Annotated in this window: 21 protein-coding genes; 13 read left to right on the forward strand and 8 right to left on the reverse strand. The window is 62.4% G+C overall.

Annotated elements, in window-relative coordinates; genetic code table 11:
• Positions 1-195 precede the first annotated feature (195 nt).
• From pyrH to lpxB, 11 genes are all read left to right on the forward strand, one after another.
• Positions 196-918: a UMP kinase gene (pyrH, locus tag AC0L3E_RS28380; protein WP_013531760.1), complete on the forward strand. Its 723-nt coding sequence runs from the start codon at positions 196-198 to the stop codon at positions 916-918.
• 100 nt (positions 919-1018) lie between these two features.
• Positions 1019-1573 carry a ribosome recycling factor gene (gene frr / locus AC0L3E_RS28385; protein WP_013531759.1) on the forward strand — a complete coding sequence of 185 codons (555 nt, stop codon included), beginning with the start codon at positions 1019-1021 and terminating at the stop codon, positions 1571-1573.
• Positions 1574-1607: 34 nt separating this feature from the next.
• Positions 1608-2342 (forward strand): isoprenyl transferase, encoded by a 735-nt coding sequence (locus tag AC0L3E_RS28390; protein ID WP_023812930.1) that lies wholly within the window; start codon positions 1608-1610, stop codon positions 2340-2342.
• Positions 2339-3154, forward strand: coding sequence for a phosphatidate cytidylyltransferase (locus AC0L3E_RS28395; RefSeq protein ID WP_473606138.1), 816 nt, complete (start codon positions 2339-2341; stop codon positions 3152-3154). The genes AC0L3E_RS28390 and AC0L3E_RS28395 overlap by 4 nt, the downstream gene beginning before the upstream one ends.
• 104 nt (positions 3155-3258) lie before the next feature.
• Complete coding sequence (rseP, locus tag AC0L3E_RS28400; RefSeq protein WP_127273216.1) at positions 3259-4401, forward strand: RIP metalloprotease RseP; 1143 nt, start codon at positions 3259-3261, stop codon at positions 4399-4401.
• Between the two features lie 217 nt (positions 4402-4618).
• Positions 4619-6982, forward strand: a complete 2364-nt coding sequence (bamA, locus tag AC0L3E_RS28405; protein ID WP_473606139.1) for an outer membrane protein assembly factor BamA — start codon at positions 4619-4621, stop codon at positions 6980-6982.
• 75 nt (positions 6983-7057) lie between these two features.
• Positions 7058-8116: a UDP-3-O-(3-hydroxymyristoyl)glucosamine N-acyltransferase gene (lpxD, locus tag AC0L3E_RS28410; protein WP_027036658.1), complete on the forward strand. Its 1059-nt coding sequence runs from the start codon at positions 7058-7060 to the stop codon at positions 8114-8116.
• Positions 8109-8576 (forward strand): 3-hydroxyacyl-ACP dehydratase FabZ, encoded by a 468-nt coding sequence (fabZ, locus tag AC0L3E_RS28415; protein ID WP_127268627.1) that lies wholly within the window; start codon positions 8109-8111, stop codon positions 8574-8576. Before lpxD ends, fabZ begins: the two co-directional genes overlap by 8 nt.
• Before the next feature lie 13 nt (positions 8577-8589).
• On the forward strand, positions 8590-9423 hold the full coding sequence (gene lpxA, locus AC0L3E_RS28420; RefSeq protein WP_473606140.1) for an acyl-ACP--UDP-N-acetylglucosamine O-acyltransferase: 834 nt from the start codon (positions 8590-8592) through the stop codon (positions 9421-9423).
• Positions 9395-10312 (forward strand): LpxI family protein, encoded by a 918-nt coding sequence (locus tag AC0L3E_RS28425; RefSeq protein ID WP_127810459.1) that lies wholly within the window; start codon positions 9395-9397, stop codon positions 10310-10312. The genes lpxA and AC0L3E_RS28425 overlap by 29 nt, the downstream gene beginning before the upstream one ends.
• Positions 10305-11483: a lipid-A-disaccharide synthase gene (gene lpxB, locus AC0L3E_RS28430; RefSeq protein WP_473606141.1), complete on the forward strand. Its 1179-nt coding sequence runs from the start codon at positions 10305-10307 to the stop codon at positions 11481-11483. The genes AC0L3E_RS28425 and lpxB overlap by 8 nt, the downstream gene beginning before the upstream one ends.
• Before the next feature lie 55 nt (positions 11484-11538).
• On the opposite strand, the gene gltA is transcribed toward lpxB, so the two are convergent.
• Together gltA and gltX are read right to left on the reverse strand one after the other, a co-directional pair.
• Complete coding sequence (gene gltA, locus AC0L3E_RS28435) at positions 11539-12867, reverse strand: citrate synthase (protein ID WP_127270290.1); 1329 nt, start codon at positions 12865-12867, stop codon at positions 11539-11541.
• 185 nt (positions 12868-13052) lie between these two features.
• On the reverse strand, positions 13053-14477 hold the full coding sequence (gene gltX, locus AC0L3E_RS28440) for a glutamate--tRNA ligase (RefSeq protein ID WP_352583907.1): 1425 nt from the start codon (positions 14475-14477) through the stop codon (positions 13053-13055).
• 102 nt (positions 14478-14579) lie between these two features.
• Here gltX and AC0L3E_RS28445 point away from each other — a divergent pair, with 102 nt between their 5' ends.
• On the forward strand, positions 14580-17042 hold the full coding sequence (locus tag AC0L3E_RS28445) for a ComEC/Rec2 family competence protein (RefSeq protein ID WP_473606142.1): 2463 nt from the start codon (positions 14580-14582) through the stop codon (positions 17040-17042).
• Here the strand turns inward: AC0L3E_RS28445 and lexA are convergent.
• The 4 genes from lexA to AC0L3E_RS28465 form a co-directional block, all read right to left on the reverse strand.
• The gene (lexA, locus tag AC0L3E_RS28450) at positions 17036-17776 is read right to left on the reverse strand and encodes a transcriptional repressor LexA (RefSeq protein WP_127272195.1); all 741 of its coding nucleotides are present in this window, start codon (positions 17774-17776) and stop codon (positions 17036-17038) included. The genes AC0L3E_RS28445 and lexA overlap by 7 nt on opposite strands.
• A gap of 408 nt (positions 17777-18184) precedes the next feature.
• Positions 18185-19432, reverse strand: coding sequence for a kynureninase (gene kynU, locus AC0L3E_RS28455; RefSeq protein WP_473606143.1), 1248 nt, complete (start codon positions 19430-19432; stop codon positions 18185-18187).
• A gap of 71 nt (positions 19433-19503) precedes the next feature.
• Entirely contained in the window at positions 19504-20340 is an 837-nt protein-coding gene (kynA, locus tag AC0L3E_RS28460) for a tryptophan 2,3-dioxygenase (RefSeq protein WP_473606145.1), read from the reverse strand.
• Entirely contained in the window at positions 20337-21962 is a 1626-nt protein-coding gene (locus AC0L3E_RS28465; protein ID WP_473606146.1) for an AMP-binding protein, read from the reverse strand. Before AC0L3E_RS28465 ends, kynA begins: the two co-directional genes overlap by 4 nt.
• A gap of 312 nt (positions 21963-22274) precedes the next feature.
• On the opposite strand from AC0L3E_RS28465, the gene AC0L3E_RS28470 reads away from it, so the two are divergent.
• A complete protein-coding gene (locus AC0L3E_RS28470; protein WP_128308560.1) occupies positions 22275-23105 on the forward strand; it encodes an alpha/beta hydrolase in 831 nt (276 codons plus the stop codon).
• Between the two features lie 48 nt (positions 23106-23153).
• Here AC0L3E_RS28470 and AC0L3E_RS28475 read toward each other — a convergent pair whose 3' ends face one another.
• Positions 23154-24359, reverse strand: coding sequence for a molybdopterin molybdotransferase MoeA (locus tag AC0L3E_RS28475; protein ID WP_128308559.1), 1206 nt, complete (start codon positions 24357-24359; stop codon positions 23154-23156).
• Positions 24359-24841 carry a cyclic pyranopterin monophosphate synthase MoaC gene (moaC, locus tag AC0L3E_RS28480; RefSeq protein ID WP_127271357.1) on the reverse strand — a complete coding sequence of 161 codons (483 nt, stop codon included), beginning with the start codon at positions 24839-24841 and terminating at the stop codon, positions 24359-24361. Before moaC ends, AC0L3E_RS28475 begins: the two co-directional genes overlap by 1 nt.
• Between the last annotated feature and the right edge of the window lies 1 nt (position 24842).

The raw sequence follows: 24842 nt of genomic DNA on the forward strand, positions 1-24842 counted from the left end.
GGGGGGGTTTTTTCCCCTCCGTTCTTCTGGGCTGTTTTTTTGGGGGGGTTTTTTTAAAAACGGCGTTTATATTGGGGGGGGGGGCGCGGGTTCACCGGGGGGCCCCCTTCGTGTATCGGAACGCCATTGTTTCGGTGGCGCGCCTGCGCGAGAGCAGCCACCCGGAACGCGCCACATGCAAATGAAGAGGCCCAGATGACGGTGAAGCCCCTCTACCGACGTGTCTTGCTGAAAGCGTCGGGCGAAGCGTTGATGGGCGAGCAGCATTTCGGCATCGACGTGTCAGTGGTGGATCGCATCGCCGGCGACATCGCCGAGGCGCGTGCATTGGGCATCGAGGTCGGCGTCGTCATCGGCGGTGGCAACATCTTTCGCGGCGTGGCCGTTGCCTCCAAGGGCGGCGACCGTGTCACCGGCGACCACATGGGCATGCTTGCCACGGTGATCAATTCGTTGGCGCTGCGCACGTCATTGAACAAGATCGGCGTCGACGCCGTGGTGCTTTCGGCGATCGCCATGCCCGAACTTTGCGAGAGCTTTTCGCAGCGCCAGGCGACCGCCTACATGAACCAAGGCAAGGTGGTGATCTTTGCCGGCGGCACCGGCAATCCATTCTTCACCACTGATTCGGCCGCAGCCCTTCGCGCCGCTGAAATCGGCGCCGACGCGCTGTTCAAGGGCACTCAGGTCGACGGCGTCTACTCGGCGGACCCGAAGAAGGACCCGAATGCAACGCGTTTCGAGCGCATCAGCCATGGCGAAGTCATAAATCGCGGCCTTTCCATCATGGATACTGCTGCGATTGCACTTGCGCGCGAAAACAACATTCCGATAATCGTCTATTCGATCCACGAAAAAGGTGGTTTCGGCGATATTCTGAGGGGCGGCGGCCGCTGCACGGTCGTCGCGGACGATTGATCGGCGGCCTGACCCGAAAAGGGAAGCCGGTTTTCGAAAGTTCGATTCGAAGACGGCCCCGAAGCAGTGAGCCCGCATTAGACGGGTCGAGGAGATAAAGATGAGTGGTGAGTACGACGATCTCAAGCGGCGCATGGATGGGGCCATTGCCGCGTTCAAGCATGATCTGGCCTCGCTGCGGACCGGTCGCGCCTCCAGCAATCTGCTCGATGCGATCCAGGTGCAGGCCTACGGCACCACCATGCCGATCAATCAGGTCGCCAACGTCTCGGTGCCGGAGCCGCGCATGATCTCGGTATCGGTATGGGACAAGTCGATGGTTGGCGCGGTCGACCGCGCGATCCGCGAATCCAATTTGGGGTTCAACCCGATCGTAGACGGCACCAACCTCAGGATTCCACTTCCCGAACTTAACGAACAGCGCCGCAAGGAACTGGTCAAGATCTCGCACACCTACGCCGAGAACGCCCGTGTCGCCGCGCGCCATGTGCGCCGCGACGGCATGGACTTCCTGAAGAAGGCGGAGAAGGACGGCGACATCAGCGAAGACGATCAGCGCAAACGCTCGGACCAGGTCCAGAAACTTACCGACGAGACGATCAGCACCATCGACCACCTGCTTTCCGATAAGGAAGCTGAAATCATGCAGGTTTAGGGTCATGGCCGCCGGCTGACCCGAAAGCGAGAACATGGCAACGCCCGCGCATGTCGCGATCATCATGGACGGAAACGGACGCTGGGCCAAGGCGCGCGGCATGCCCCGTCTTGCGGGCCACCGTGCCGGTGTCGAGGCGCTGCGCAAGACGGTGCGCGCGGCACCTGGGCTCGGCATTTCCTACCTGACCGTCTATGCTTTCTCGTCGGAGAACTGGTCGCGGCCGAAGTCCGAGGTCAGCGACCTGATGGGCCTCTTGAAAATGTTCATTCGCCGTGACCTTGCTGAACTGCACCAGAGCGGTGTGCGGGTTAGAATCATCGGTGACCGGGCAGGGCTGCAGTCTGATATCAGGGGACTGCTCGACGAGGCCGAAACGCTGACGGCCGCAAACGAATCGCTGACGCTGGTGATCGCCTTCAACTATGGCGGACGAGACGAAATCGTTCGCACGGCACAAAAGCTTGCGGCGGCCGTGGCGCGTGGCGAACTCGACGCCGAGGCGATATCAGCCGAAAGCTTTGCCGGCGCACTCGATACGCAAGGCATTCCCGACCCGGAATTGGTCATTCGCACCAGCGGCGAGCTCCGGCTGTCGAACTTCCTTCTGTGGCAAGCCGCCTATAGCGAACTCGTCTTCCTGCCTTGCTACTGGCCCGACTTCAGCCGCGAGCACCTTGCGGAAGCTTTGCGTGAGTTTGCTGGCCGCGAACGCCGTTTCGGCGGACTTGGAGGCCAGGACGTCGCTTCGCGACCGGCCGCGGGATGAGCAATCTTCAACTACGTATCGTTTCGGCGATCGTGCTCGCCATCATCACTCTCGGTTTGACCTGGCTCGGCGGTTTGCCGTTCCGGCTGCTGTGTGCCGTGATCGTAGCGGCGATCTTCTATGAATGGACCCGCATGTCGCGGCCAACCGGGGCAACGGGCCTTGGTTTCCTGCCGGAAGCACTGCTGGTTGTCTTCATTGGCGCCTTGATTGGCGGTCTGGCCGCCTCCTGGCTGCTGCCGCTTGTGGCGGCCATCGTTGCCGCAACGGCGATAGCCGCCTCGGTTCGCAAGACCGGACAATGGGATGCGAGCGGCCTTGCCTATGCCGCGGTTTCAGGCCTGTCGCTCGCCTTGCTGCGCGATGGCGATCGTTCAGGCCTCATTGCCATCCTGTTCCTGTTCGCTGTCGTCTGGGCCACCGATATCCTTGCCTATTTCGTTGGCCGAGCCGTTGGGGGGGCGAAACTGGCGCCCTCTATCTCGCCCGGCAAGACGCGCAGCGGCGCACTCGGCGGCGCTGTCGGCGGCGTCGTCGCCGGGCTGGTCCTCGCCGCAGCTGCCGGTGTCGGCAATCTGGCATTGCTCGGCCTGGTCGCGCTCGTGCTGTCGATTGTCTCGCAGGCAGGCGACCTGTTCGAATCCTGGATCAAGCGCCGCCATGGCCGCAAGGACTCAGGTGCGCTCATCCCGGGCCATGGCGGCGTCATGGATCGCGTCGATGGGCTTGTCGCAGCGGCATTCGCCCTATACGTCATCGGCTGGATTTCGGCGAACGCCGATCATCCGGCGCAGGGTCTGTTTCCCGTTTGAGCGATGTCATTTCAGGGTCCTTTGCGCGGTGCGCCTTGGATTCGCCCGGATTGGTGTCACAGTCACGGCGCAGTCTGCGCCGTGGAAGAATTTGAGGGTTTGTCTTGAACGAGATTCTTCACGCGCTTTTCAGCACAGAAGGCTTTGTCCTCGGCACGCTGGTGCCATTCCTCTTCGTGCTGACCGTAGTCGTGTTCGTCCACGAAATGGGCCATTACCTTGTCGGGCGCTGGTGCGGCATCGGCGTCAGGGCCTTCTCGATCGGCTTCGGCCCGGAACTCTTCGGCTTCAACGACAGCCACGGCACGCGCTGGAAACTGTGTGCGATACCGCTTGGCGGCTATGTAAAATTCGTCGGCGACATGAACGCCACATCGAGCCAGCCCACGTCGGAAGAAATTGAAACGCTGACCGAGGACGAGCGCAAGGTCGCTTTTCACACTCAGCCGATCTGGAAGCGCGCGGCAACGGTGGTGGCCGGACCATTGTTCAATTTCCTGCTGACGATCGTCGTCTTTTCCGTGCTGTTCACCGCCTATGGCCGCTATGTCGCCGAGCCCATGGTGGCCGAGGTGACCGCCGACAGCCCGGCGGCGAAGGCCGGCATCCTTCCCGGCGACCGATTCGTCAGTGTCGACGGCAACAAGGTCGAAACCTTTGGCGACGTCCAGCGCCTGGTCTCGGGCCGTGCCGACGACGCAATCACCTTCGTCATGTTGCGCGACGGCCAGGAGGTCACTGTGACCGCGGCGCCGCGGCTGATGGAACAGGAAGACGCGCTCGGCAACAAGGTCAAGGTCGCCGTGATCGGTGTCGTCAACAACAAGGAACTCGGTCAGCCGAGGCTGATCACCTACACGCCGGTCGGAGCGGTCGCGGCGGCGGTCGAGGAAACCGGTCACGTCATCCAGCGCACCGGCCAGTTCCTGCAGCGCTTTGTTGTCGGGCGCGAAGACAAATGTCAGCTGGGCGGTCCGGTAAAGATCGCCGACATGGCGGGCAGGGCTGCGAAACTGGGATTCGAATGGCTCGTGCAGCTGGTTGCACTGCTATCCGTTGGCATCGGAATTCTGAACCTTTTGCCGATTCCCCCCCTCGACGGCGGTCACCTCTTGTTCTACGGGGTGGAGGCTGTCATTCGCCGTCCAGTGTCGGAACGGATGATGGAAATGGCCTATCGGGCCGGGTTGCTTCTGGTGCTGTGCTTCATGGGGTTCGTTTTTTGGAACGATCTGTTTGGGTGCTGAAATCATGAAGAAATTTGGCTTCTGCATGGACGATGTTGAGACGCCGTTTACCATGCAAGGGGATATGAGTGACGCGAAAGCCACGCCGCAGGGTTAAGTAAATACAAATTAACCAGAAGCCTTGCGTGTAGGGAAAATCCGGTTAATACGGTAGGGGAAATTACCGCACGTCCGGTTTTCTCGCCGTGGGGACTACGAGAAAAGGTTATTAAGCCCGATGAAGGCAGCATCCAAGTTTCTAAGCGCCGCGTCCGCGGTGACCCTGTCCGCGGCCATGGTCGTGCCAGGCGCGCTCGCAGTGCAGTTCGTTGCCACATCGGCGGCTGAAGCCGCTGTCGTCAGCAGAGTGGAAGTGAGCGGCAACCAGCGTATCGACGCTGAGACCATCCGCAATTACATCACCATCAAGCCGGGCAAGGCGTTCTCCAGTTCCGATATCGACGGTGCGGTCAAGGCACTGTTCGGCACTGGCCTGTTTTCGGACGTGCAGATCAACCAGGTCGGCTCGACGCTGGTGGTCAAGGTCGCCGAGTACCAGGTGGTCAACCAGGTGCTGTTCCAGAACAACAAGAAGCTCAAGGACAATGCGCTTGCGGCGGCGGTGCAGCTGAAGCCGCGCGGAACGTTCTCACAGGCGACGCTCGATGCCGACGTGGAATCGGTCAAGGCTGCTTACCGGCGCATTGGTCGCGACGATGTGACCGTGACCACGCAGGTTATGCAGCTTGGCGACAATCGCGTAAACGTTGTCTTCAACATCGTTGAAGGCGATCGCACGCAGATCGCGGCGGTCAATTTCGTCGGCAACAGTGCCTATTCCAGCCGCCGCCTGGCGGATATCATCAATACCAAGCGCTCGTCCTGGCTTTCCTTCGTCCTGCGCGACGACGTCTATGACGACGACAAGCTGCGCGCGGACGAGGAGCTGCTGCGCCGCTTCTACTACAATCACGGTTATGCCGACTTCCAGGTCGTGTCCGCTGTCGGCGAGCTCGACAGCGCGACGAACAAGTACACGGTCACCATCACCGTCCAGGAAGGCGACCGCTACACGTTCGGCGACGTCAGCGTCGAGAGCTCGATCCCTGAAGTCGACGGCAAGTCGCTGGAATCGGTGATCGAGACCCACAAGGGTGATGTCTACAACGCCAAGAACGTCGAGGACTCCATCATCGCGCTGACCGAGAAGGTGGCCGGGTCCGGCTATGCCTTCGCGCAGGTCACGCCGCGCGGCGACCGCAATTTCGAGAACCACACCATTTCGGTCGTCTATACGATCGACCAGGGCACCAAGGCCTATATCGAGCGCATCGAGATCCGCGGCAACGATCGCACGCGTGACTATGTCATTCGCCGCGAGTTCGATGTCAGCGAAGGCGACGCCTTCAACCAGGTGCTCATCCAGCGCGCGAAAAAGCGCCTGGAAAACTTGAATTACTTTGAGAAAGTCGACATCTCGACCGTGCCGGGCTCGCAGCCCGACCAGGTTGTTCTGGTGGTCGAGGTGGTCGAGAAATCGACCGGCGAGTTCTCGGTGGGCGCTGGTTATTCGACCGGTGGCGACACGGCCGGTCCGTCGGTCGAAGGATCGGTGACCGAGCGCAACTTCCTCGGTCGTGGCCAGTTCATCAAGCTGTCGGCGGGCGGCGGCAAGAATTCACGCGACTACAGCCTGTCCTTCACCGAGCCTTATTTCCTCGGACGGCGCATCGCCGCCGGCTTCGACATCTATAAGTCGACGCGGGAGTACGACAACAATTACGATAGTGATACCACAGGTGCGACGATCCGTTTCGGCCTGCCGATCACCGACAGCATCACGACGCAGCTCGCCTACAATATCTCTCAGGAAAAATATACTGTTGACGACGGCTGCAATCCCACCGATGTAGACCCCAGTGGTACCTGCAATATCTCAACCGCAATCCTTGATGGCATAGCGCAGAGTCCTTGGATCAAGTCGTCGGTCAGTCTCGGGCTGGTCTACAACACCATCGACGACATGAAGAACCCGCATGAGGGTATCTATGCCAACACGACCCTCGAAGTGGCTGGTCTCGGCGGTGATGCCAAGTTCGTGAAGATTACGGGACGCGGCAGCATCTACCAGACGCTGTCGGAGCAGTACGACTTGGTTGGCCTCATTTCGGGCGGCGCCGGCCATGTCGAGGGTTATGGCAGTGACGGCCTGCGTATCTTCGATCAGTTCCAGAGCTCCGATCGCATGATCCGTGGCTTCGCCTATGGCGGTATCGGGCCTGTGGATCCTCTCACTGGTGACCATCTCGGCGGCACGACCTATTTCAACGCGTCGGCGGAGGCCCAGTTCCCGCTGCCGGTGATTCCGGAGAGCTTTGGCTTGCGTGGCGCAGTCTTCGCGGACGCGGCAACGCTCTATGGCAGCAAGGTTACGAGCGTTGCTCAGGAGTCGACGGACATGCAACTGCGTGCCTCGGTCGGCCTCGGCCTGATGTGGGCGTCGCCGTTCGGTCCGATCCGTATCGACTATGCGATCCCGGTCAAGAAGGAAGCGCGCGACGACGTGCAGGAATTCAACTTCGGCATATCGACCCGCTTCTGATCGGCGGCCAACGATACTCCCGGGTCTTCAGGGTCCGGGAGAAATGTTCCGACCTAGCTGGATATAGCTTCTGGAATGACCGATCCGGTGTTCTTCGCGCCATCACGCCGGTATACGGCGGGCGAAGTCGCGAATCTGACCGGCTCGGTGCTCGTCGATTCCGGCCACTCCGATATTTCGATCGAAGCACTCGCGCCTGCCAGCGAGGGCGGCGAGAATGCGCTCGTCTTTGTCGATGGCAAGCGTAATTCCGCGCTGATGCCGTCGTTGCGGGCAGCCGCGGTCCTGTGCCCGGCGGAATTTGCCGGCAAGGCGCCGGCAAGCGTTGCCGTTCTCATTCATCCGCGTCCGCAACAGGCCTTCGCGCTGATCGGGCGTCTGCTGTTTCCGAGGGCGGCGACACCAGGGCCAATGACCAGCGAAACCGGTGTCTCGCCGCACGCTCACGTCGATGCGACCGCGCATGTCGAAGCCGGTGCCGTCATCGAGGCCGGCGCGGTGATCGGGCCAGGCGCTTCGATCGGCAGCGGCACTGTCATCGCCCCGAATGCGGTTATTGGACAATCCTGCCAGATCGGCCGCGACGGCTATGTCGGTCCGGGCGCCAGCATCCAGTATGCCTTGATCGGCAATCGCGTCATCATTCATGGCGGCGCCAGGATAGGCCAGGATGGTTTTGGGTTCGTCGGCGGGGCCAAGGGGCCTGAGCGCGTGCCGCAGATCGGCCGTGTCGTTATCCAGGACGACGTCGAGATCGGCTCCAACACCACCGTCGATCGCGGCGCCATGTCCGATACGATCATCGGCCAGGGCACCAAGATCGACAATCTCGTGCAGATCGCCCATAACGTCCGCATCGGCCGCAATTGCATAATAGCCGGGCTTTCGGGTATTTCGGGTTCCGTGGTGGTGGGTGACAATGTCACCATGGGCGGCGGCGTCGGGCTTGCGGATCACCTGACCATAGGGACAGGGGCCAAGCTTGCCGCAAGAAGTGGATTTATGAGCAATGTCCCTGCAGGCGAGATCTGGGGCGGCTATCCGGCACAGCCGATGGCGGAAGCCATGCGGGAGATAGCCATGCTGCGCAAGCTCGCCAGGACCCGCAAACAGGGCGAGGGAGGCAATGGCTGACATGATCGCGTCGACGACGCTGGAGGCAGTCGACATTATGGGGCTGATGAAGCTCCTGCCGCACCGCTATCCGTTCCTGATGATCGATCGTATCGTCGACATCGATGGCGACGAATCCGCCGTCGGCATCAAGAACGTGACCATAAACGAGCCGCATTTTCAGGGCCATTTCCCTGAGCAGCCGGTCATGCCGGGTGTGCTCATCGTCGAGGCGATGGCGCAGACGGCCGGCGCCATCTGTATCCGCAGCCTGGGTACCGAAAAGCCGTCGCTGGTCTATTTCCTGACCATCGACAACGCCAAATTCCGCAAACCGGTGGTTCCCGGCGACCAGTTGAAGATCCATGTCAAGAAAATCAAGAAACGCGGCAACCTGCTCAAATTCGCTTGTGAAGCCATGGTCGACGGCGCCAAGGCGGCCGAGGCCGAGATTTCAGCCATGATGGTCACCAGCGACTGACGATCGAGTGCTTATGAAAATCAAGACATCCATTCATGCTTCCTCCATTGTCGAGGAAGGCGCCCAAATCGGCCAAGGTGCACGCATCGGGCCGTTCTGCCATGTCGGTGCCGATGTGGTGATCGGCGACGACGTCGAACTGGTCAGTCATGTCTCGGTGATGGGCGCGACGTCGATCGGTGCCTCGACCAAGGTCTATCCGATGGCGACATTGGGCGCACCGCCGCAGAACACCAAGCACAAGGGCGGTCGCACCACCTTGGTCATCGGCAGGAACTGCACGATCCGCGAAGGCGTGACCATGCATCTCGGCACCGATTCCAGCCGCGGCGAGACGACGGTCGGCGACAATGGCAATTTCCTTGCCTACGCCCATGTCGCCCATGATTGCGTCGTCGGCAACAATGCGACGTTCGCCAATGGCGCAACGCTGGGCGGCCACTGCGAGGTCGGCAACAATGTCTATATCGGCGGCCTGACCGCAGTGCATCAGTTTGTCCGCATCGGCGACAACGCCTTTCTCGGCGGCTGCTCCGCGATCGTCGGCGATGTCATCCCCTTTGCCATAGCGGTCGGCAACCGCGCCAGCCTACGCGGCCTCAACATCATCGGCCTCAAGCGATCCGGCCTGCCAAGGTCCGAAATCCTTGTGCTGCGCAAGGCTTACAGGATGATCTTCGATCGTTCCCGCACCGTTGGCGAGAACATCGAATTCGCCAAGGCGGAGTTCGCGTCGTCGCCGACCGCCATGAAGATCATCGATTTCATCACCAGTCGCGGCAAGCGGCATTATGCTGTGCCGTCGCTCAAGGGCGGCGATGGCGACGATGTCGATGACGAAGACTGAGACAGCGGCTGCGCGTCTTGATCTTCCGCCGGGCTCCAGGGTCGGCATCATTGCCGGCGGCGGCAGTCTGCCGGTCGAAGTCGCGGCCGGTTCGGCTGAACAAGGTTATCCGCCCTTCGTCATCCTGATGGAAGGCGAGGTCGACCGCATCGCGGAACTCTCCCGATACGATCACGAAAACCTCGCTCTGGAAGGTATAGGCTCGCTCGTCCCTTTGCTGCGGCGGCACCGGATCACCCATCTGGTGCTTGCAGGCGAGATCAAGCGCCGGCCGCGATTGCTTGCGCTGCGCCCCAGTCTCAGCCTGATCGCGGTGATTCCTTTGGTCGTCATGGCGCTCGCGCGTGGCGATGATGGTCTTCTAAAGGTCTTGGCACGGGGCCTCGAAGCGCGTGGAGTAAAGGTCGTTGGCGCCCACGAAGTAGTGCCGAATCTTGTCGCCGCCGAAGGCGTGCTGACCAAGGCCGAGCCGCGAAAATTGGACTGGCGCGATATTGAGGCAGGCCTTGCGGCAGCAAAGGCCATCGGGGCGCTGGATGTCGGCCAGGCGGCGATCGCGGTTGGCGGCCGGGCAATCGCGCTGGAAGGCATCGAAGGAACAGCCGGCCTGCTTGATCGTGCGAAGCTGCTGCGCGGCCACGGCCGTATTGCGGGCAAGACCCGCGGCGTCCTCGTCAAGTGCGCCAAGCCCGGTCAGGAACTGCGCGCCGATCTTCCATCCATCGGTCCGCAGACGATCGAGGCAGCGCACGCGGCCGGACTCGCCGGCATTGCCGTCGAGGCGGGACGCTCGCTGATCCTCGAAGGTCCTGAAACCATCGCGCGCGCCAATGCACTCGGCCTGTTCGTCCTTGGCCTGCGTGCCGCCACGGAGCCGCGCAATGGCTGACAGGGCATTGAAGATCGCAATCGTTGCCGGAGAGGAGTCCGGCGACCTGCTCGGTGCCGACATAGTGCGCTCGCTCAGCCAGGCTGTGGGGCGCGAGGTGCAACTCGTCGGCCTCGGCGGCCGTCATTTGCAGGCGCTGGGACTGGTCTCGCCATTCGATGCCGGCGAGATCGCCCTCATGGGGTTCAGCGCCGTTCTGCGCGACCTGCCGCGCCTGATGCGGCGGATCAGCCAACTGGCCAAGACCGTTGCCGACGAAAAGCCGGACTGCATGGTCACCATCGACAGTCCGGACTTTTCGTTGCGCGTCGCCAAAAAGGTGCGTGCGGCCAACCCGTCGATTCCGATCATCCACTATGTCTGCCCGAGCGTGTGGGCGTGGCGGCCGGGCAGGGCGGTGGCGATGAAGCCCTATGTCGACCACATCCTCTGCATCCTGCCGTTCGAGGTCAAGGAGCTCGAGCGGCTCGGCGGGCCACCGGGCACCTATGTCGGGCATCGCCTGACCCACGATGCGGGTTTGCTGGCCGCAGCCAAGGCGCAGGAACTACCGCGCGACCTTTCTCCTGATCGCGTCAAGACCCTGCTCGTCCTGCCCGGTTCGCGGCGTGGCGAGGTACGGCGGCTGCTCGACCCGTTCGGCGAGACGGTGTCGATTCTGCGTGCGCGTGGCCACCGCCTGCGGCTGCTGCTGCCGACCGTTCCGAATGTCGCCGAGCTCGTCAAATCCTCCGTCAACCGCTGGGATGAAAAGCCTGAGATCATCGTCGATTCCCAGCGCAAATGGCAGGCTTTCGGCAAAGCCGATGCGGCGCTGATCGCGTCCGGGACGGTATCGCTGGAACTGGCGCTGGCCGGCGTGCCGATGATTTCCTGCTACAGGCTCGACCCGGTCGCGCGGGTCTTGGCGCCGTACCTCGTTTCCGTCTGGTCGGCGCTGCTGCCCAATCTGATATCGGATCGAGCGCTTATTCCGGAATTCTACGACGGCTACATCAAGCCGAACAATCTGGCCCGGCAATTGGAAGCCCTGTTCGCCGACAGCGGCATGCGCGCCTGGCAGAAGAATGGATTTGCAGAGATCACGCGGCGCATGGCGACGGATAGACCGTCCGGCGAGATCGCCGCGCAGGTGGTGATACGGTATATCAAGAGAGGGAATAGTCAGTAGGGAGTAGGGAAATTGACCATACCCTACTGCCTACTGCCCGATCCCTACTCCCAATTCACCGCTTGGCGATCGGCACGTAGTCGCGCTCCGGCGCGCCGGTGTAGAGCTGGCGCGGGCGGCCGATCTTCTGGCGCGGATCCTCGATCATCTCCTTCCACTGCGCGATCCAGCCGACGGTGCGGGCGACCGCGAACAGCACGGTGAACATGGTTGTGGGGAAGCCCAGCGCCTTCAGCGTGATGCCGGAATAGAAGTCGACATTCGGGTAGAGCTTCTTTTCGATGAAATAGGGGTCGGTCAGCGCGATCTTTTCCAGCTCCATGGCGATGTCGAGCAGCGGATCGTCCTTTATGCCGAGTTCGCCCAGAACCTCATGCGCCGTCTTCTGCATGATCTTGGCGCGCGGATCATAGTTCTTGTAGACGCGGTGGCCAAAGCCCATTAGCCGGAACGGGTCGTTCTTGTCCTTGGCACGGGCGATGAACTCGGGGATGTGATCGACATGGCCGATCTCGCCAAGCATGTTGAGCGCCGCTTCATTGGCGCCGCCATGCGCTGGGCCCCACAGGCAAGCGATGCCGGCGGCGATGCACGCGAACGGGTTGGCGCCCGAAGAGCCGGCGAGACGCACGGTCGAGGTCGAGGCGTTCTGCTCGTGGTCGGCGTGCAGAATGAAGATGCGCTCCATGGCGCGCGCCAGCACCGGGTTGATCTTGTATTCCTCGCACGGCACGGCAAAGCACATGTGCAGGAAGTTGGCGGCAAAGTTCAGTTCGTTCTTCGGGTAAATGAACGGCTGGCCGATGTGGTATTTGTAGGCCATCGCCGCGATCGTTGGCATCTTGGCGATCAGCCGCATGGAGGCAACCATGCGCTGGTAGGGGTCGGAGATGTCGGTGGAGTCGTGGTAGAAGGCCGACAGCGCGCCGACCACGCCGCACATCACCGCCATCGGGTGCGCGTCGCGGCGGAAGCCGGTGAAAAAGCGCGACATCTGCTCATGCACCATGGTGTGGCGCGTCACGCGATAGTCGAAGTCGTCCTTCTGCGCTTTGGTCGGCAATTCGCCGTAGAGCAGGAGATAGCAGACCTCGAGGAAGTCGCCATGTTCGGCCAACTGGTCGATCGGATAGCCGCGATGGAGGAGGATGCCGGCGTCGCCGTCGATGAAGGTGATTTCGGACTCGCAGCTTGCCGTCGAGGTGAAGCCCGGATCGTAAGTGAAGGCGCCGGTGGTTGAGTAGAGCGAGGCGATGTCGATGACATCAGGCCCGACCGAACCACTTCGCACCTTGAATTCATGGGTCTTGCCGGCGAATGCAAGCGTTGCCGTGGCCTCCTGGGTCTTGCCGCCCAAATCCATTTTTTTCGCAGCTTCGGTCATTGCAAACTCCTTCTTGTTTCCTCATGCCGGCAAAGGCAAAATTCTGCAGAGCGACACGTCGAAAATCACCGCAATGCGCGTATTCGCCACCGCATTTCAGGAGGTGCGTGCCAGATTGGGCCAAGGCCTAATGTTGCACTGCGAAACCCGCCTTTCAATGCCAATCTTCTTGGGCCAGTTTGCTCCTAATCGATTTGATCTGAGATGCGCGCCAGGCTTTCCTCGCGGCCGAGCACGGCGAGCACGTCGAACACGCCCGGCGAGGTGCTTTTGCCGGTCAACGCAGCGCGCAAAGGCTGGGCCACCGCGCCGAGCTTGTGACTGCCGGCCGCTGCCACCTCGCGTATCGCCGCCTCCGCCGAGGCGGCTGTCCAGTCACTCGCAAGCCCGTTCAAAGCTTCGTGAGCACTGCGCAGGATCTTGCGGGCATCGTCGGTAAGCAGAAGGGCCGCCTTGTCGTCGATCGGCAGGGGGCGCGTGGCGAACAGGAAGGCCGCGCCATCGACGAGCTCGACCAGCGTCTTGGCGCGGTCCTTCAAGCCGGGAAGCGCTGCCAGCAACTGCGCCTTGGTGCTGTCGTTCAGGCGCGCGGCGATCGCCGGGCCACCTTCGAGATAGGGCAGGGTAGCGATGAAGATGTCGAACAGTTGGGCATCGCTCATGCGGCGCATATGCGCGCCGTTGATCGCCTCCAGCTTGGCGAAGTCGAAGCGCGCCGCGCCCTTGTTGACATCGCCGATATCGAACCAGGAAATCATATTCTTGATCGACATGATCTCGTCGTCGCCATGGCTCCAGCCAAGGCGCGCCAGGTAATTGAGCAGCGCCTCCGGCAGGTAGCCCATGGCGCGATAGGCCTCGACGCCAAGCGCGCCGTGCCGCTTCGACAGCTTGGCGCCATCGGCGCCGTGGATCAGCGGGATATGCGACATGGACGGCACGTTCCAGCCCATGGCGTTGTAGATCACGGTCTGGCGAGCGGCGTTGGTCAGATGATCGTCGCCGCGAATGATATGGGTGACTCCCATATCATGATCATCGACGACGACGGCATGCATGTAAGTGGGATTGCCGTCAGAACGCAGGATGATGAAGTCATCGAGATCCTTATTGGGAAAGCGCACCTCGCCCTGGACACGGTCATGGACGATGGTCTCGCCTTCGGTCGGCGCCTTGATACGAATGGCGCCCTTGACGCCTGCGGGCGCCTCAGAGGGGTCGCGGTCGCGCCAGCGGCCGTCATAGCGGGGCGGCAGCCCCTTGGCTCTGGCAGCCTCGCGCATGGCCTCCAGTTCGGCCGGCGTGGCATAGCAATAATACGCCTTGCCCATGCGCACCAGCTCCTCAGCCACCTCGCGGTGGCGCGGCGCACGCTCGAACTGCGACACCGGCTCGCCGTCCCAGCTCAGGCCAAGCCAGGAAAGCCCGTCGAGGATGGCAGCCGTCGCGGCTTCATTGGAGCGTTCGCGGTCGGTGTCCTCAATGCGCAGCAGCATCGTGCCGCCAGTGTGCTTCGCATACAGCCAGTTGAACAGCGCCGTGCGCGCGCCGCCTATGTGCAGATAGCCGGTGGGCGAAGGGGCAAAACGGGTGACGACCTTGTCGGACATGGAACTCTCGGAAACCATCTGAAGCGGGGTGCGGTTGCGCGGGCTTTCGCGCGCCCGGCGTTCATGTAGCATAGGGTGTCGAGGGCGCAAGGGGCAGACCCGATGGCTGGACGAGGCTGGGGCTCGGATCAGGGCGAGGACGCTGCCATCGGCGTCAGCGAACGGTCCCTGTTTGCGCCTCGGCCAGCCCCATTACCGCCGCCATCGCCCCTTGTGCCGGATCCCGGCAAGGCGCCCTTGCAAGCGGATGTCGCCGCCTCTGTTCCTGTTGCCGAAACCGGCAGGATCGTTCGCGTGCGCCGGCAAATCAGCCTGACATCACTGCCTCGCCTGCGCCACAGCGTGAACACGGCGGCGAGCCTGGAACTCGACCGGGGCGTGGCCTTCCTGCTGGTGCCGGTCTGCCTGGCGATCGGAGCGATCGGCTATTTTTCGCTGACGGCTGAACCCGACTTTGCGAGACCTGTCGCGGTTGTCATCTTGACGGGGATCTGTGCGCTGGTCTCGCGCTCATGGCCAAAGACCCATCTGTGTTTCATGGCGGCGCTTTTGTGCGCCCTAGGACTGCTTGCTGCCAAGGTCGAGACGTGGCGTGCGGGCACACAAATGTTGGGCTCGGAAATCTCGACGCAGGTGACCGGCCGCGTCGTCTCGCTCGACCGGATGGAAACTGGCCGCATCCGGCTGACCATCGACGTGACATCGACCGCAAGACCGAAACTGCGCTATGCGCCGGAACGGGTGCGGCTTTCGGCACGCAAGATCCCGGCTGACGTGACCGCAGGCTCCCTCATCACTGGATATGCCAAGCTTTTGCCGCCGACCGGGCCGGTGCGGCCGGACAGCTATGATTTCTCCTTCGACAGCTATTTTGCCGGCATCGGCGGCAGCGGGTTCTTTCTCGGCAACCCCAAGCTTGTCGTCAGCGATGATGGCGACATGCCGCTGCCGGCCCGAATTTCCTCTAGCGTGGAAAATGCCCGCGAGGCCATCGCCGACCATATCAGGGCGAGCGTCGGCGGCGCCGAAGGCGAGATCGCCGCGGCGCTGATCGTCGGCGTGCGCGCCGGCATTCCCGATGACATCAATGAGGCGATGCGACGTACCGGCATCTACCACATCATCTCGATTTCGGGACTGCACATGGCGCTGGTCGCAGGCACCATCATGGGCTTGCTGCGCGGCGCCTTCGCCTTGTTTCCCGACTTTTCCGCGCGTCGCCCGGTCAAGAAGTATGCCGCCTTCGCCGCACTGTTCTCGATCGCGGCCTATCTCATCATCTCTGGAGTCGTCGTTGCCGCCGAGCGCAGCTTCATCATGCTGGCGGTGATGCTGATTGCCGTGCTGTTCGATCGAGCAGCACTCACCATGCGCAATCTGGCGATCTCGGCGATCGCCGTCATCGTGGTGTCGCCGCATGAGGTGGTCGGCCCGAGTTTTCAGATGTCGTTCGCCGCGACCGCGGCTCTGGTCGGCGCCTATGCCGGCTGGGCCGATCACCGCGCGGGAAAAGCAAGACCGCCGCCCCCAAAGCGATCCATGCCCGGTTTCCTGACGCGAAAGTTCGTGCTCGCGGCAACCGGCCTTGCCATGACCTCCATCATCGCCGGCAGCGCCACGACGCTGTTTGCCATCTGGCATTTTCAGCGTGTGTCGCCGCTCAGCCTGTTCGCCAATCTGGCGGTTATGCCGATCGTCACCGTGGTCATGTTCCTGGCTGTCGCAAGCGCGCTGCTGATGCCTTTCGGATTGGATTGGCCGGCCCTCTACCTGATGGGCAAGGGTCTGACGGTGATGATCGCCATATCGGGTTGGATCTCCGAACGTTCGCCTGTCGATGGGGTTGGGCTGATTTCGCAGCAATCTGTCCTGCTGGTGACAATTGCCCTGGTCATCGCGACGATGGCGACAACTTGGCTGCGGCTCGCTGCTCTGCCATTCGCGCTGGCAGGCTTGCTGACCGTCTCGGATACGCGCACGCCGGATGTGCTGATCTCGGAAGACGCCCGGCTGGTGGCGTTGCCGATCGGTGGCGGCGAGCTTGCCGTCAGCCGGGAACGGCCGAACGAATTCACCGTCGACAACTGGAAACGCGCCCTGACATCAGAAACCATCGTCGTGCCAGAGGTGTTCGACAAGAGCGATGGGCAATTCGACGTCGCGGACGCCGTTGAGCTACCGCCGGGATCGCCGTTCTATTGCTCCTCAGGCGTTTGCGTGGCCAGGCATATGTCCGGTGCGATCATTGCCTATGTCGAGGACCGCAAGGACACCTGGAAAGCCTGCGGCTTCGCCGAGCTGATCGTCATCAATGACGCCACCGCCTATGACGCCTGTCACAATCCGCTGGTTCTCGTCATCACCAAGCGGCAACTGGCTCGCAAAGGCAGTGCCGCGGTCTTCTTCGATCGCCAATCGGCGACCACGCCGGCGACAATCAGCTTCGCGGTGAACAGCCCATATCGGCCCTGGCACACGCAACGCAAATACTCTCGTGAGGCGAGGGGGCTGGCACCCTTCAAGAAACCCGAGAAGCCAGCGGCCAACCCGCAGCCGCCTCAGTAGCGGCGGATGAGGCCGACGAGCTTGCCTTGCACCTTGACCCTGTCTGGGCCGAAAATACGGGTTTCATAGGCCGGATTGGCGGCTTCGAGAGCGATCGAAGCGCCCTTGCGGCGGAACCGCTTCAGCGTCGCTTCCTCTTCATCGACCAGCGCCACGATGATCTCGCCGGGGTTCGCCGTGTCGGCATTGCGGATGATGACGGTGTCGCCGTCGAAGATACCGGCCTCGATCATCGAGTCGCCCTTAACCTCCAGCGCATAGTGGGCGCCGCCCATGATCATGTCCGGCGGCACCGAGATCGAATGCGTCTGATGCTGGATGGCATCGATCGGCACACCGGCGGCGATACGGCCCATCACCGGTATCGACACGGCGGAGACCGCATCGTCATCATTGCCGGGCGAGGGCATCCGCGAAGGCGCCGGCTTGATCTGCCGGCCAAGAGCACCACCCTGACCGAGACTGCCCTGGATGACGCTTGGCGAAAACTTCTTTGCCGCGTTGAGGCCGGGCGCGATCGAGTCCGGCAATCGCAGCACTTCCAGCGCGCGTGCCCGGTTGGGCAACCGGCGAATAAAGCCGCGCTCCTCAAGTGCGGTGATCAGCCGATGAATCCCGGATTTGGAGGCAAGGTCGAGCGCCTCCTTCATCTCGTCGAAGGATGGCGGAATGCCGCTCTCCTTCAGGCGTTCATGGATGAACATCAGCAGTTCATGTTGCTTGCGTGTCAGCATGGCGGCCCCCAGATTACCTGAAACCAGAATCGAAAAACAAACCCAGAACAAACACTATCTGTTCCAGTTGTGTTCTGCAACCGTTTAAAGTTTAATGAATTTGTTAAGGCTGCTGAAATTATTTGGGCTTGCCAGCGGGTCGCAATCGACAGGCGCCAACCACGGCGATGCGCCTGCTCACATTGAAACCATTATGGTTAATGACCTGTGGCTCATCCTCAACCCGAGGCTTGGCATCATCTGCCGGCCGACCTCCACAAGGACGATATCAATCTTTGGGACGTTCGTTTGCCGTGAACGAAACGGAGCCAAAACGCCAACGTCTGTTGGCATTTGTGGCTGGAATTCAGCCTTCCGTCATCCGCCGGGCAGTGAGGGCGGCGACGGCAAATCGCGGAGATCGTTGCGTCAGGTAACGGCTTCCTTGACGGCGAAACGCTGGTCCTTCCATGCGCCCGTGCGCAGAATGTCTTCTAGCACTTGAACCGCCAGCCACACATCCTTGTAGCCGATATAGAGGGGCGTGAAGCCGAAACGGATGGTCGATGGCGCGCGAAAATCACCGATGACGCCGCGCTCGATCAGCGCCCGCATGATTTGATAGCCGTGATCGTGAAGGAACGACACCTGGCTGCCGCGCCTGGTCGCGTCGCGGGTGGTCTCCAGCGTGAGGCCATAGGCGCCGCACTTTGCTTCGACGAGCTGGATGAACAGTTCCGTCAGCGCGACGCTCTTTTTTCGCAATGCCGCCATGTCGACGTCGTTCCAGATGGCAAGCGCGCCTTTGAGCGCCCGCATCGACAGGACCGGCTGGGTGCCGCACAGAAAGCGGCGGATACCGGTGCCGGCAACATATCCCCGTTCGAAGGCAAAGGGCCGCGCATGGCCCCACCAGCCGCTGAGCGGCTGGCTGATATCGCCGTGATGGCGCTGCGCGGCATAGATGAAGGCCGGTGCGCCCGGACCGCCGTTGAGGTACTTGTAAGTGCAGCCGATGGCGAAATCGGCATTTGCGTGATCGAGCTCGACGGGCAGGGGGCCGGCGGTGTGGCATAGATCCCAGACGATCAGCGCTCCGGCCGCATGAGCCTTGCGCGTCAGCGCCGCCATGTCGCGCAGTTCACCCGATTTGTAGTTGACGTGGTTGACCAGCACCACCGCGACGTTTTCGTCGATCAGCTCTTCGATGGTGGGCGCGTCGACGCCCGCGAGGCGCAGCAGGACGCCGTCCCGTGTCGAGGCCACCCCTTCGGCGATGTACAGGTCGGTGGGGAAACTGTCACCCTCGGCGACAATGACCGACCGGCCCGGCCGCATCTTCAGCGCCGCATGCAGCACCTTGTAGATGTTGGTCGAGGTCGTGTCGCAGACGACGGTCTGGCCGGCCGCGGCTCCAATCAGGCGCCCGAGTTGATCGCCGAGTTCGATCGGCATCTCGAACCATCCGGCCGTATTCCAGGCTCGGATGAGGTCCTGGGCCCATTCCTGGGTTGCCGCCTGCTGCAGCTCGCCGAAAACGGCATGAGACGCTGCCCCCAGTGAATTGCCGTCGAGATAGATCACCCCCTCCGGCAGAATGAAACGGTCGCGCATGGCCCGCAGCGGATCCGTGGCATCCATCGCTTCGACTGCGGCGAGATCAGGAATTCCACTCATGGTCAGTCAGTCCCCGGTTGTTCGCGAAGGGTGTTCCGCCGCCGCGCGTCGCTGTTTTCATTTCGACGATGTCAGAGCCGGGTGCGGACCGTCCACAGCTCCGGGAACAGCACCACCTCGAGCATCTTCTTCAGATACGAAGCACCCGACGTGCCGCCGGTGCCGCGTTTCAGGCCGATGATGCGCTCCACCGTGGTGACGTGGTTGAAGCGCCAGCGGCGGAAATAATCCTCGAAGTCGACCAGCTTCTCTGCCAGTTCGTAGAACATCCAGTAGCGCTGCGGATCGCGATAGATCGTCTGCCAGGCGACCAGCACCTCTTCGTTCTCGGTTCGCGTCTCACGCCAGTCCGTGCGCCTGGCATCGGCACCGATGTCGAATCCGTTGCGCGCAAGCAGCAGCAGCGCTTCGTCGTAGAGCGATGGTTCGGTCAGGATCGCTTCCAGCTTTCCGCTCAGGTCGGGCCGGTGCTTGTGCGGCCCGAGCATTGCCAAGTTTCGGTTGCCGGCCATGAACTCGATGGCGCGATACTGCCAGGACTGAAAACCCGAGGACTGGCCCAGCGCGTCGCGGAACTCGGTGTATTCGCTCGGCGTCATCGTCCGCAGCACATCCCAGGCATTGTTCAACTGCTCGAAGATGCGAGCAACTCGCGACAGCATCTTGAAGCTCGGCTCGAGCCGGTCGGCGCGGATGGAACGGATCGCGGCTCCAATCTCGTGCAGAGCGAGCTTCATCCAGAGTTCGGAGGTCTGATGCTGGATGATGAACAGCATCTCGTCATGCGCCGATGACAGCGGCGTCTGGGCCTCCAGCACTTTCTCCAGGTGCAGGTAGTCGCTGTAGGACATGCGCTCCTTGAACGACATCTGGGCGCCTTCGGACGCCGGATCGTATAGCTCGCTCAATCGATTTTCTCCGTGCGCAGCCGGAAGCGCTGGATCTTGCCGGTCTGGGTCTTGGGCAGGGCGGCGATGAATTTTACCGATCGCGGATATTTATAGGGCGCGATCATTGCCTTGACATGGTCCTGCAGGCGCTTGGTGGTGAGGGCGTCGGGCGCGACGCCCTGCACCAGCACGACATGCGCCTCGACGATCTGGCCGCGCTCGGCGTCCTCGGCGCCAATGACAGCGCATTCGGCGACGTCCGGGTGCGCCAGCAGCGCCGCCTCGACCTCGGGACCGGCGATGTTGTAGCCGGCGCTGACGATCATGTCGTCGGAGCGTGCGGCGAAATGGAAGAAGCCGTCCTCGTCCTGCGTGAAGGTATCGCCGGTGAGGTTCCAGCCGTCGCGCACGTATTCCTTCTGCCTGTCATCGGCCATGTAGCGGCAGCCGGTCGGTCCGCGCACCGCAAGCCTGCCGGTCGCGCCGCGTGGCACCTCGCGCATCTTGTCATCGACGACGCGCGCCTCGTAGCCGCCCACCGGCTTTCCGGTCGACGCGGGCTTCATGTCGTCAAAACGGTTGGAGATGAAGATGTGCAGCATCTCGGTGGCTCCGATGCCGTCGAGGATCGGCTTTCCGGTCTTTTGTGTCCACTCTTCGAAAACCGGAGCAGGCAAGGTTTCGCCGGCCGAAACGGCGACGCGCAGCGACGACAGGTCGGCACCTTCATCCATGGCCTTCAGCATGGCGCGGTAGGCAGTCGGCGCGGTGAAAGAGATCGTCGCTTTGTAGGTCTCGATGATGTGGATCATGTTGGGTGGCGTCGCCTGCTCCAGCAGCGTCGCCGCCGCACCGAAGCGCAGCGGGAAGATGGCGAGCCCGCCGAGGCCGAAGGTGAAGGCCAGCGGCGGCGAGCCGACGAAGATGTCGTCCGGCGTCACCTCCAGAATTTCGCGGGCGTAGGCGTCGGCGATGATCAGCAGGTCGCGGTGGAAATGCATCGTCGCCTTCGGAACGCCTGTCGTGCCTGAAGTGAAGCCGAGCAACGCGACATCGTCGCGGCCGGTGTCGACGGCGGTGAACGTCACCGGCTTGTCGAGAGCGGCACGATCGAGTTCAGCATCATGGTTGGCGGTGCCGTCGAAACCGATGACCTGCTTGAGGAATGCGCTGTCCTTGGCGCAGGCGGTCATCTCGTCCATCAGCCTGGTGTCGCACAGCGCGACGGTGATCTCCGCCTTGTCGACGATCTTGGCGAGTTCGCCAGCGCGCAGCATCGGCATGGTGTTGACGACCACGGCGCCAACCTTGGTGGCGGCCAGCCAGCAGGCGACCATTGCGGGGTTGTTGGCCGAACGGATCAGCACCCGGTTGCCGGGCTCGACCCCATAATTCTCGACCAGCGCGTGGGCCAGCCTGTTCGTCCAGTCGGACAGTTCCTTGTAGGTGCGGCGGCGGCCATTGCCGATCAGCGCGGTGTGGTCGCCCAGGCCTTTCTCGACCAGCCTGTCGGTTAGTTCGACACCGGCGTTGAGGCGTTCGGGATAGTCGAAGCCGTCGAGCAGGATTTCAGGCCATTGCTCCGGCGGCGGCAGGTGATCGCGCGTGAACGTGTCGATATGCGCTGAAGGCCCAAGCATGTCGCCGCTCTCCTGTCTGCTGGACGGCCAGTGCGCGAGGCGCCTTGGCCGGATGTCGTGGATCCTAAGGTCCTGCTCTGAGGAGGCTTCGTACTGCCCATCGCACCTGCTGAGATGCGCCCAGAAAGGGTGAACATCTGCAGGTTTGGGCAGCACAGCAGACCTCCCATTGTCGGCTGTTCGTACGGGCAGGATCGCACCAGTCGAAATTTGTTTCAAGCCTAAAATGTTTTTGCCCTGGAGCATTGACGCATGGCGTGGCGGTGGCCATTGCTAGCGGAACAGCGATGCCGTTTTTGGGGAAGGGCGCAGATGTTCGAACGTCACATCGTCGATTGGGATGATGCCTATGCCAACGGTGCGAATATCGCCGGCAGCGACCGATGGCCGGCCGCGTGGGTGGAGCCTGCGCAAGCGTTTCGTGACGCACTCTCGGCGCAGGGCCGGGCACGGCTCGACATCACCTATGGCGATGGGCGACGCAATCGGCTCGATCTCTTCCTCCCCAGCGCCACGCCCAAAGGGTTGGTGGTGTTCATCCATGGCGGTTACTGGAAGGCGTTCGACAAGAGTTTCTGGTCGCATCTCGCCAATGGTGCGGTCAGCAGCGGCTTTGCCGTGGCGATGCCGTCCTACACGCTGTGCCCGGACTTACGCATCGCCGGCATCGTCCAGGAGATCGGCGTGGCGATCGGCAAGGCGGCGGCAATGGTCGACGGGCCGCTGATGCTGACCGGACATTCGGCCGGCGGCCATCTTGCCAGCCGGATGGTGACGACAACCACGCCTCTGGCGGACGATGTGGCGCGGCGCGTGCGCCATGTCGTTTCGATTTCGGGTGTCCACGATCTGCGTCCGATCATGCGCACCGAGATGAACGCGACTCTGGCCATCGACGAAGATGAGGCGCTGGCTGAAAGCCCGGCGCTGCTGCGGCCCAGGGATGGTGCCCGCATCACCTGTTGGGCCGGTGGTGGCGAGCGCGCCGAGTTCCTGCGTCAGAACGCCTTGCTTGCCAACATCTGGACGGGCCTCGGTGCTGCAACCAGCACCGTGGTCGAGCCCGACCGGCATCATTTCAGCATTGTCGACGGCCTTGCCGATCCGGCCCACCCACTGAGCCGCGCCTTGATATCGGGCTAGCACCGAGATCATTTTCCATTTTTTATTAATGGTTTGTCTTGTTCTGCTTCAGCGCAGCATCAGTACGCCGCAGGCCTCGCCAGCAGCTGCTGCGGGGGCAAACGGCGCCCGCACGATCAGCCCGTTGGCGTCGGCCAGCATTCTCAGCATCGAGGAATCCTGGATACCGAACGGCGTCGCCACCAGCACGCCGTCATCTTCCCTGACCACGGCTCGGACGTAGTCCTGGCGCAAATCATTGGCCGGCATTGCGGCGCCCAACCGTGCCGGACGTATGTCCTGGCGATGATTGCGGCCGCCGAGCCGCGCCAGCAGCGGCTTCAGGAACAACTGCGAGCAGACCAGGCTTGCCACCGGATTGCCGGGCAGGCCGATGCACCTGATATCGCCGAGGCGGCCGAACATCAGCGGCTTGCCGGGGCGCATGGCGATCTTCCAGAAGCCGAGCGTCATGCCTTCGCCGGTCAGCACGTCGTGGATCAGGTCGTGATCGCCGACCGAGGCGCCACCAAGCGTCACGATGACATCCGCACCGGCCGCGACCGCTTTTTGCACCAGTTCGGCGATAGCCTCCTTGCGATCGGCGGCAATGCCGAGATCGAGCGCGCGGGCGCCGACCGAGTGTGCGGTGGCGGCGACGCCATAGGCATTCGATGAGATGATCTGGTCCGGGCCGAGATCACTGCCGGGCGGCAGCAATTCGTCGCCGGTGGCGATAATGGCGACCAGCGGCCGTTTCACCACGCTGACCCGAGGATGGTTGGCCGATGCTGCCAGCGACAGTGCCGCCGGGTCGAGCAAGCGGCCTTTTTCCAGCAGCATGTCGCCTGTTGAAAAATCGAGCCCGATGCGGCGGATATTGCGCCATTGCGCCGTTGGCTCGGTCACTTCGATTTCGCCGCCGCCGAGGTCGCGGACATTCTCCTGGATGACGATGGTGTCGGCGCCTTCGGGCAGCGGCGCGCCGGTGAAGATGCGCACGGCCTGCGTCTGGCCGACCGTGCCGTCGAAGCCACGCCCAGCCGGCGCCATGCCGATCACCGACAGCCTGGATGGGACCGACGTGACGTCGGCGGCGCGCGCTGCATAGCCGTCCATGGCGGAAGCATTGAAAGGCGGCTGGGTGCGAAGTGCCACGACCGGTTCCGCCAGAACACGATCCACAGCCTCGAACAGGGGAACGCTTTCGCCGGCTAGAGGCGCCGCACCATCGAGCAGGCGTTCAAGCGCCTCCGCGATAGGAACCAGCGCCATCAGGCACTCGCCTTGTAGTCACCCGACTTGCCACCGGTCTTTTCGACCAGGCGGATGCCGGTGATGACCATGGCGCGGTCTACTGCTTTGGCCATGTCGTAGATGGTCAGGCAGGCGACCGAAGCGGCGGTCAGCGCTTCCATCTCGACACCCGTCTTGCCGGTGACGCGCGCCAGTGCGGTGACCTTCAGGCCCGGCAAAGCATGGTCGGGCTCGATGTCGACGGAAACCTTGGTCAAAAGCAGCGGGTGGCAGAGCGGGATCAGTTCATGCGTCTTCTTCGCCGCCATGATACCGGCGATGCGCGCGGTGCCGAGCACATCGCCCTTCTTGGCGTTGCCGGCGAGGATCATCTTCAGCGTCTCGGGCTGCATCGCGACAAAGCCTTCGGCGATCGCCGTGCGCGTTGTTTCATCCTTGTCGCCGACGTCGACCATGTTGGCCTCGCCCTGCGCGCCGAGATGGGTAAGGCCCGATACCATC

It is taken from the genome of Mesorhizobium sp. WSM4822 (assembly GCF_055811155.1).

Excerpts from the sequence above, each read along its gene's own strand:
- AC0L3E_RS28465 (WP_473606146.1), bottom strand. The coding sequence starts at position 21,962 with ATGCTTGGGCCTTCAGCGCATATCGACACGTTCACGCGCGATCACCTG.
- lexA (WP_127272195.1), bottom strand. The coding sequence starts at position 17,776 with ATGCTGACACGCAAGCAACATGAACTGCTGATGTTCATCCATGAACGC.
- AC0L3E_RS28395 (WP_473606138.1), top strand. The coding sequence starts at position 2,339 with ATGAGCAATCTTCAACTACGTATCGTTTCGGCGATCGTGCTCGCCATC.
- frr (WP_013531759.1), top strand. The coding sequence starts at position 1,019 with ATGAGTGGTGAGTACGACGATCTCAAGCGGCGCATGGATGGGGCCATT.
- AC0L3E_RS28470 (WP_128308560.1), top strand. The coding sequence starts at position 22,275 with ATGTTCGAACGTCACATCGTCGATTGGGATGATGCCTATGCCAACGGT.
- gltX (WP_352583907.1), bottom strand. The coding sequence starts at position 14,477 with ATGTCCGACAAGGTCGTCACCCGTTTTGCCCCTTCGCCCACCGGCTAT.
- AC0L3E_RS28475 (WP_128308559.1), bottom strand. The coding sequence starts at position 24,359 with ATGGCGCTGGTTCCTATCGCGGAGGCGCTTGAACGCCTGCTCGATGGT.
- kynU (WP_473606143.1), bottom strand. The coding sequence starts at position 19,432 with ATGAGTGGAATTCCTGATCTCGCCGCAGTCGAAGCGATGGATGCCACG.
- lpxA (WP_473606140.1), top strand. The coding sequence starts at position 8,590 with ATGAAAATCAAGACATCCATTCATGCTTCCTCCATTGTCGAGGAAGGC.
- lpxB (WP_473606141.1), top strand. The coding sequence starts at position 10,305 with ATGGCTGACAGGGCATTGAAGATCGCAATCGTTGCCGGAGAGGAGTCC.
- pyrH (WP_013531760.1), top strand. The coding sequence starts at position 196 with ATGACGGTGAAGCCCCTCTACCGACGTGTCTTGCTGAAAGCGTCGGGC.
- fabZ (WP_127268627.1), top strand. The coding sequence starts at position 8,109 with ATGGCTGACATGATCGCGTCGACGACGCTGGAGGCAGTCGACATTATG.
- moaC (WP_127271357.1), bottom strand. The coding sequence starts at position 24,841 with ATGGTATCGGGCCTTACCCATCTCGGCGCGCAGGGCGAGGCCAACATG.
- gltA (WP_127270290.1), bottom strand. The coding sequence starts at position 12,867 with ATGACCGAAGCTGCGAAAAAAATGGATTTGGGCGGCAAGACCCAGGAG.
- AC0L3E_RS28425 (WP_127810459.1), top strand. The coding sequence starts at position 9,395 with ATGGCGACGATGTCGATGACGAAGACTGAGACAGCGGCTGCGCGTCTT.
- bamA (WP_473606139.1), top strand. The coding sequence starts at position 4,619 with ATGAAGGCAGCATCCAAGTTTCTAAGCGCCGCGTCCGCGGTGACCCTG.
- AC0L3E_RS28445 (WP_473606142.1), top strand. The coding sequence starts at position 14,580 with ATGGCTGGACGAGGCTGGGGCTCGGATCAGGGCGAGGACGCTGCCATC.
- AC0L3E_RS28390 (WP_023812930.1), top strand. The coding sequence starts at position 1,608 with ATGGCAACGCCCGCGCATGTCGCGATCATCATGGACGGAAACGGACGC.
- lpxD (WP_027036658.1), top strand. The coding sequence starts at position 7,058 with ATGACCGATCCGGTGTTCTTCGCGCCATCACGCCGGTATACGGCGGGC.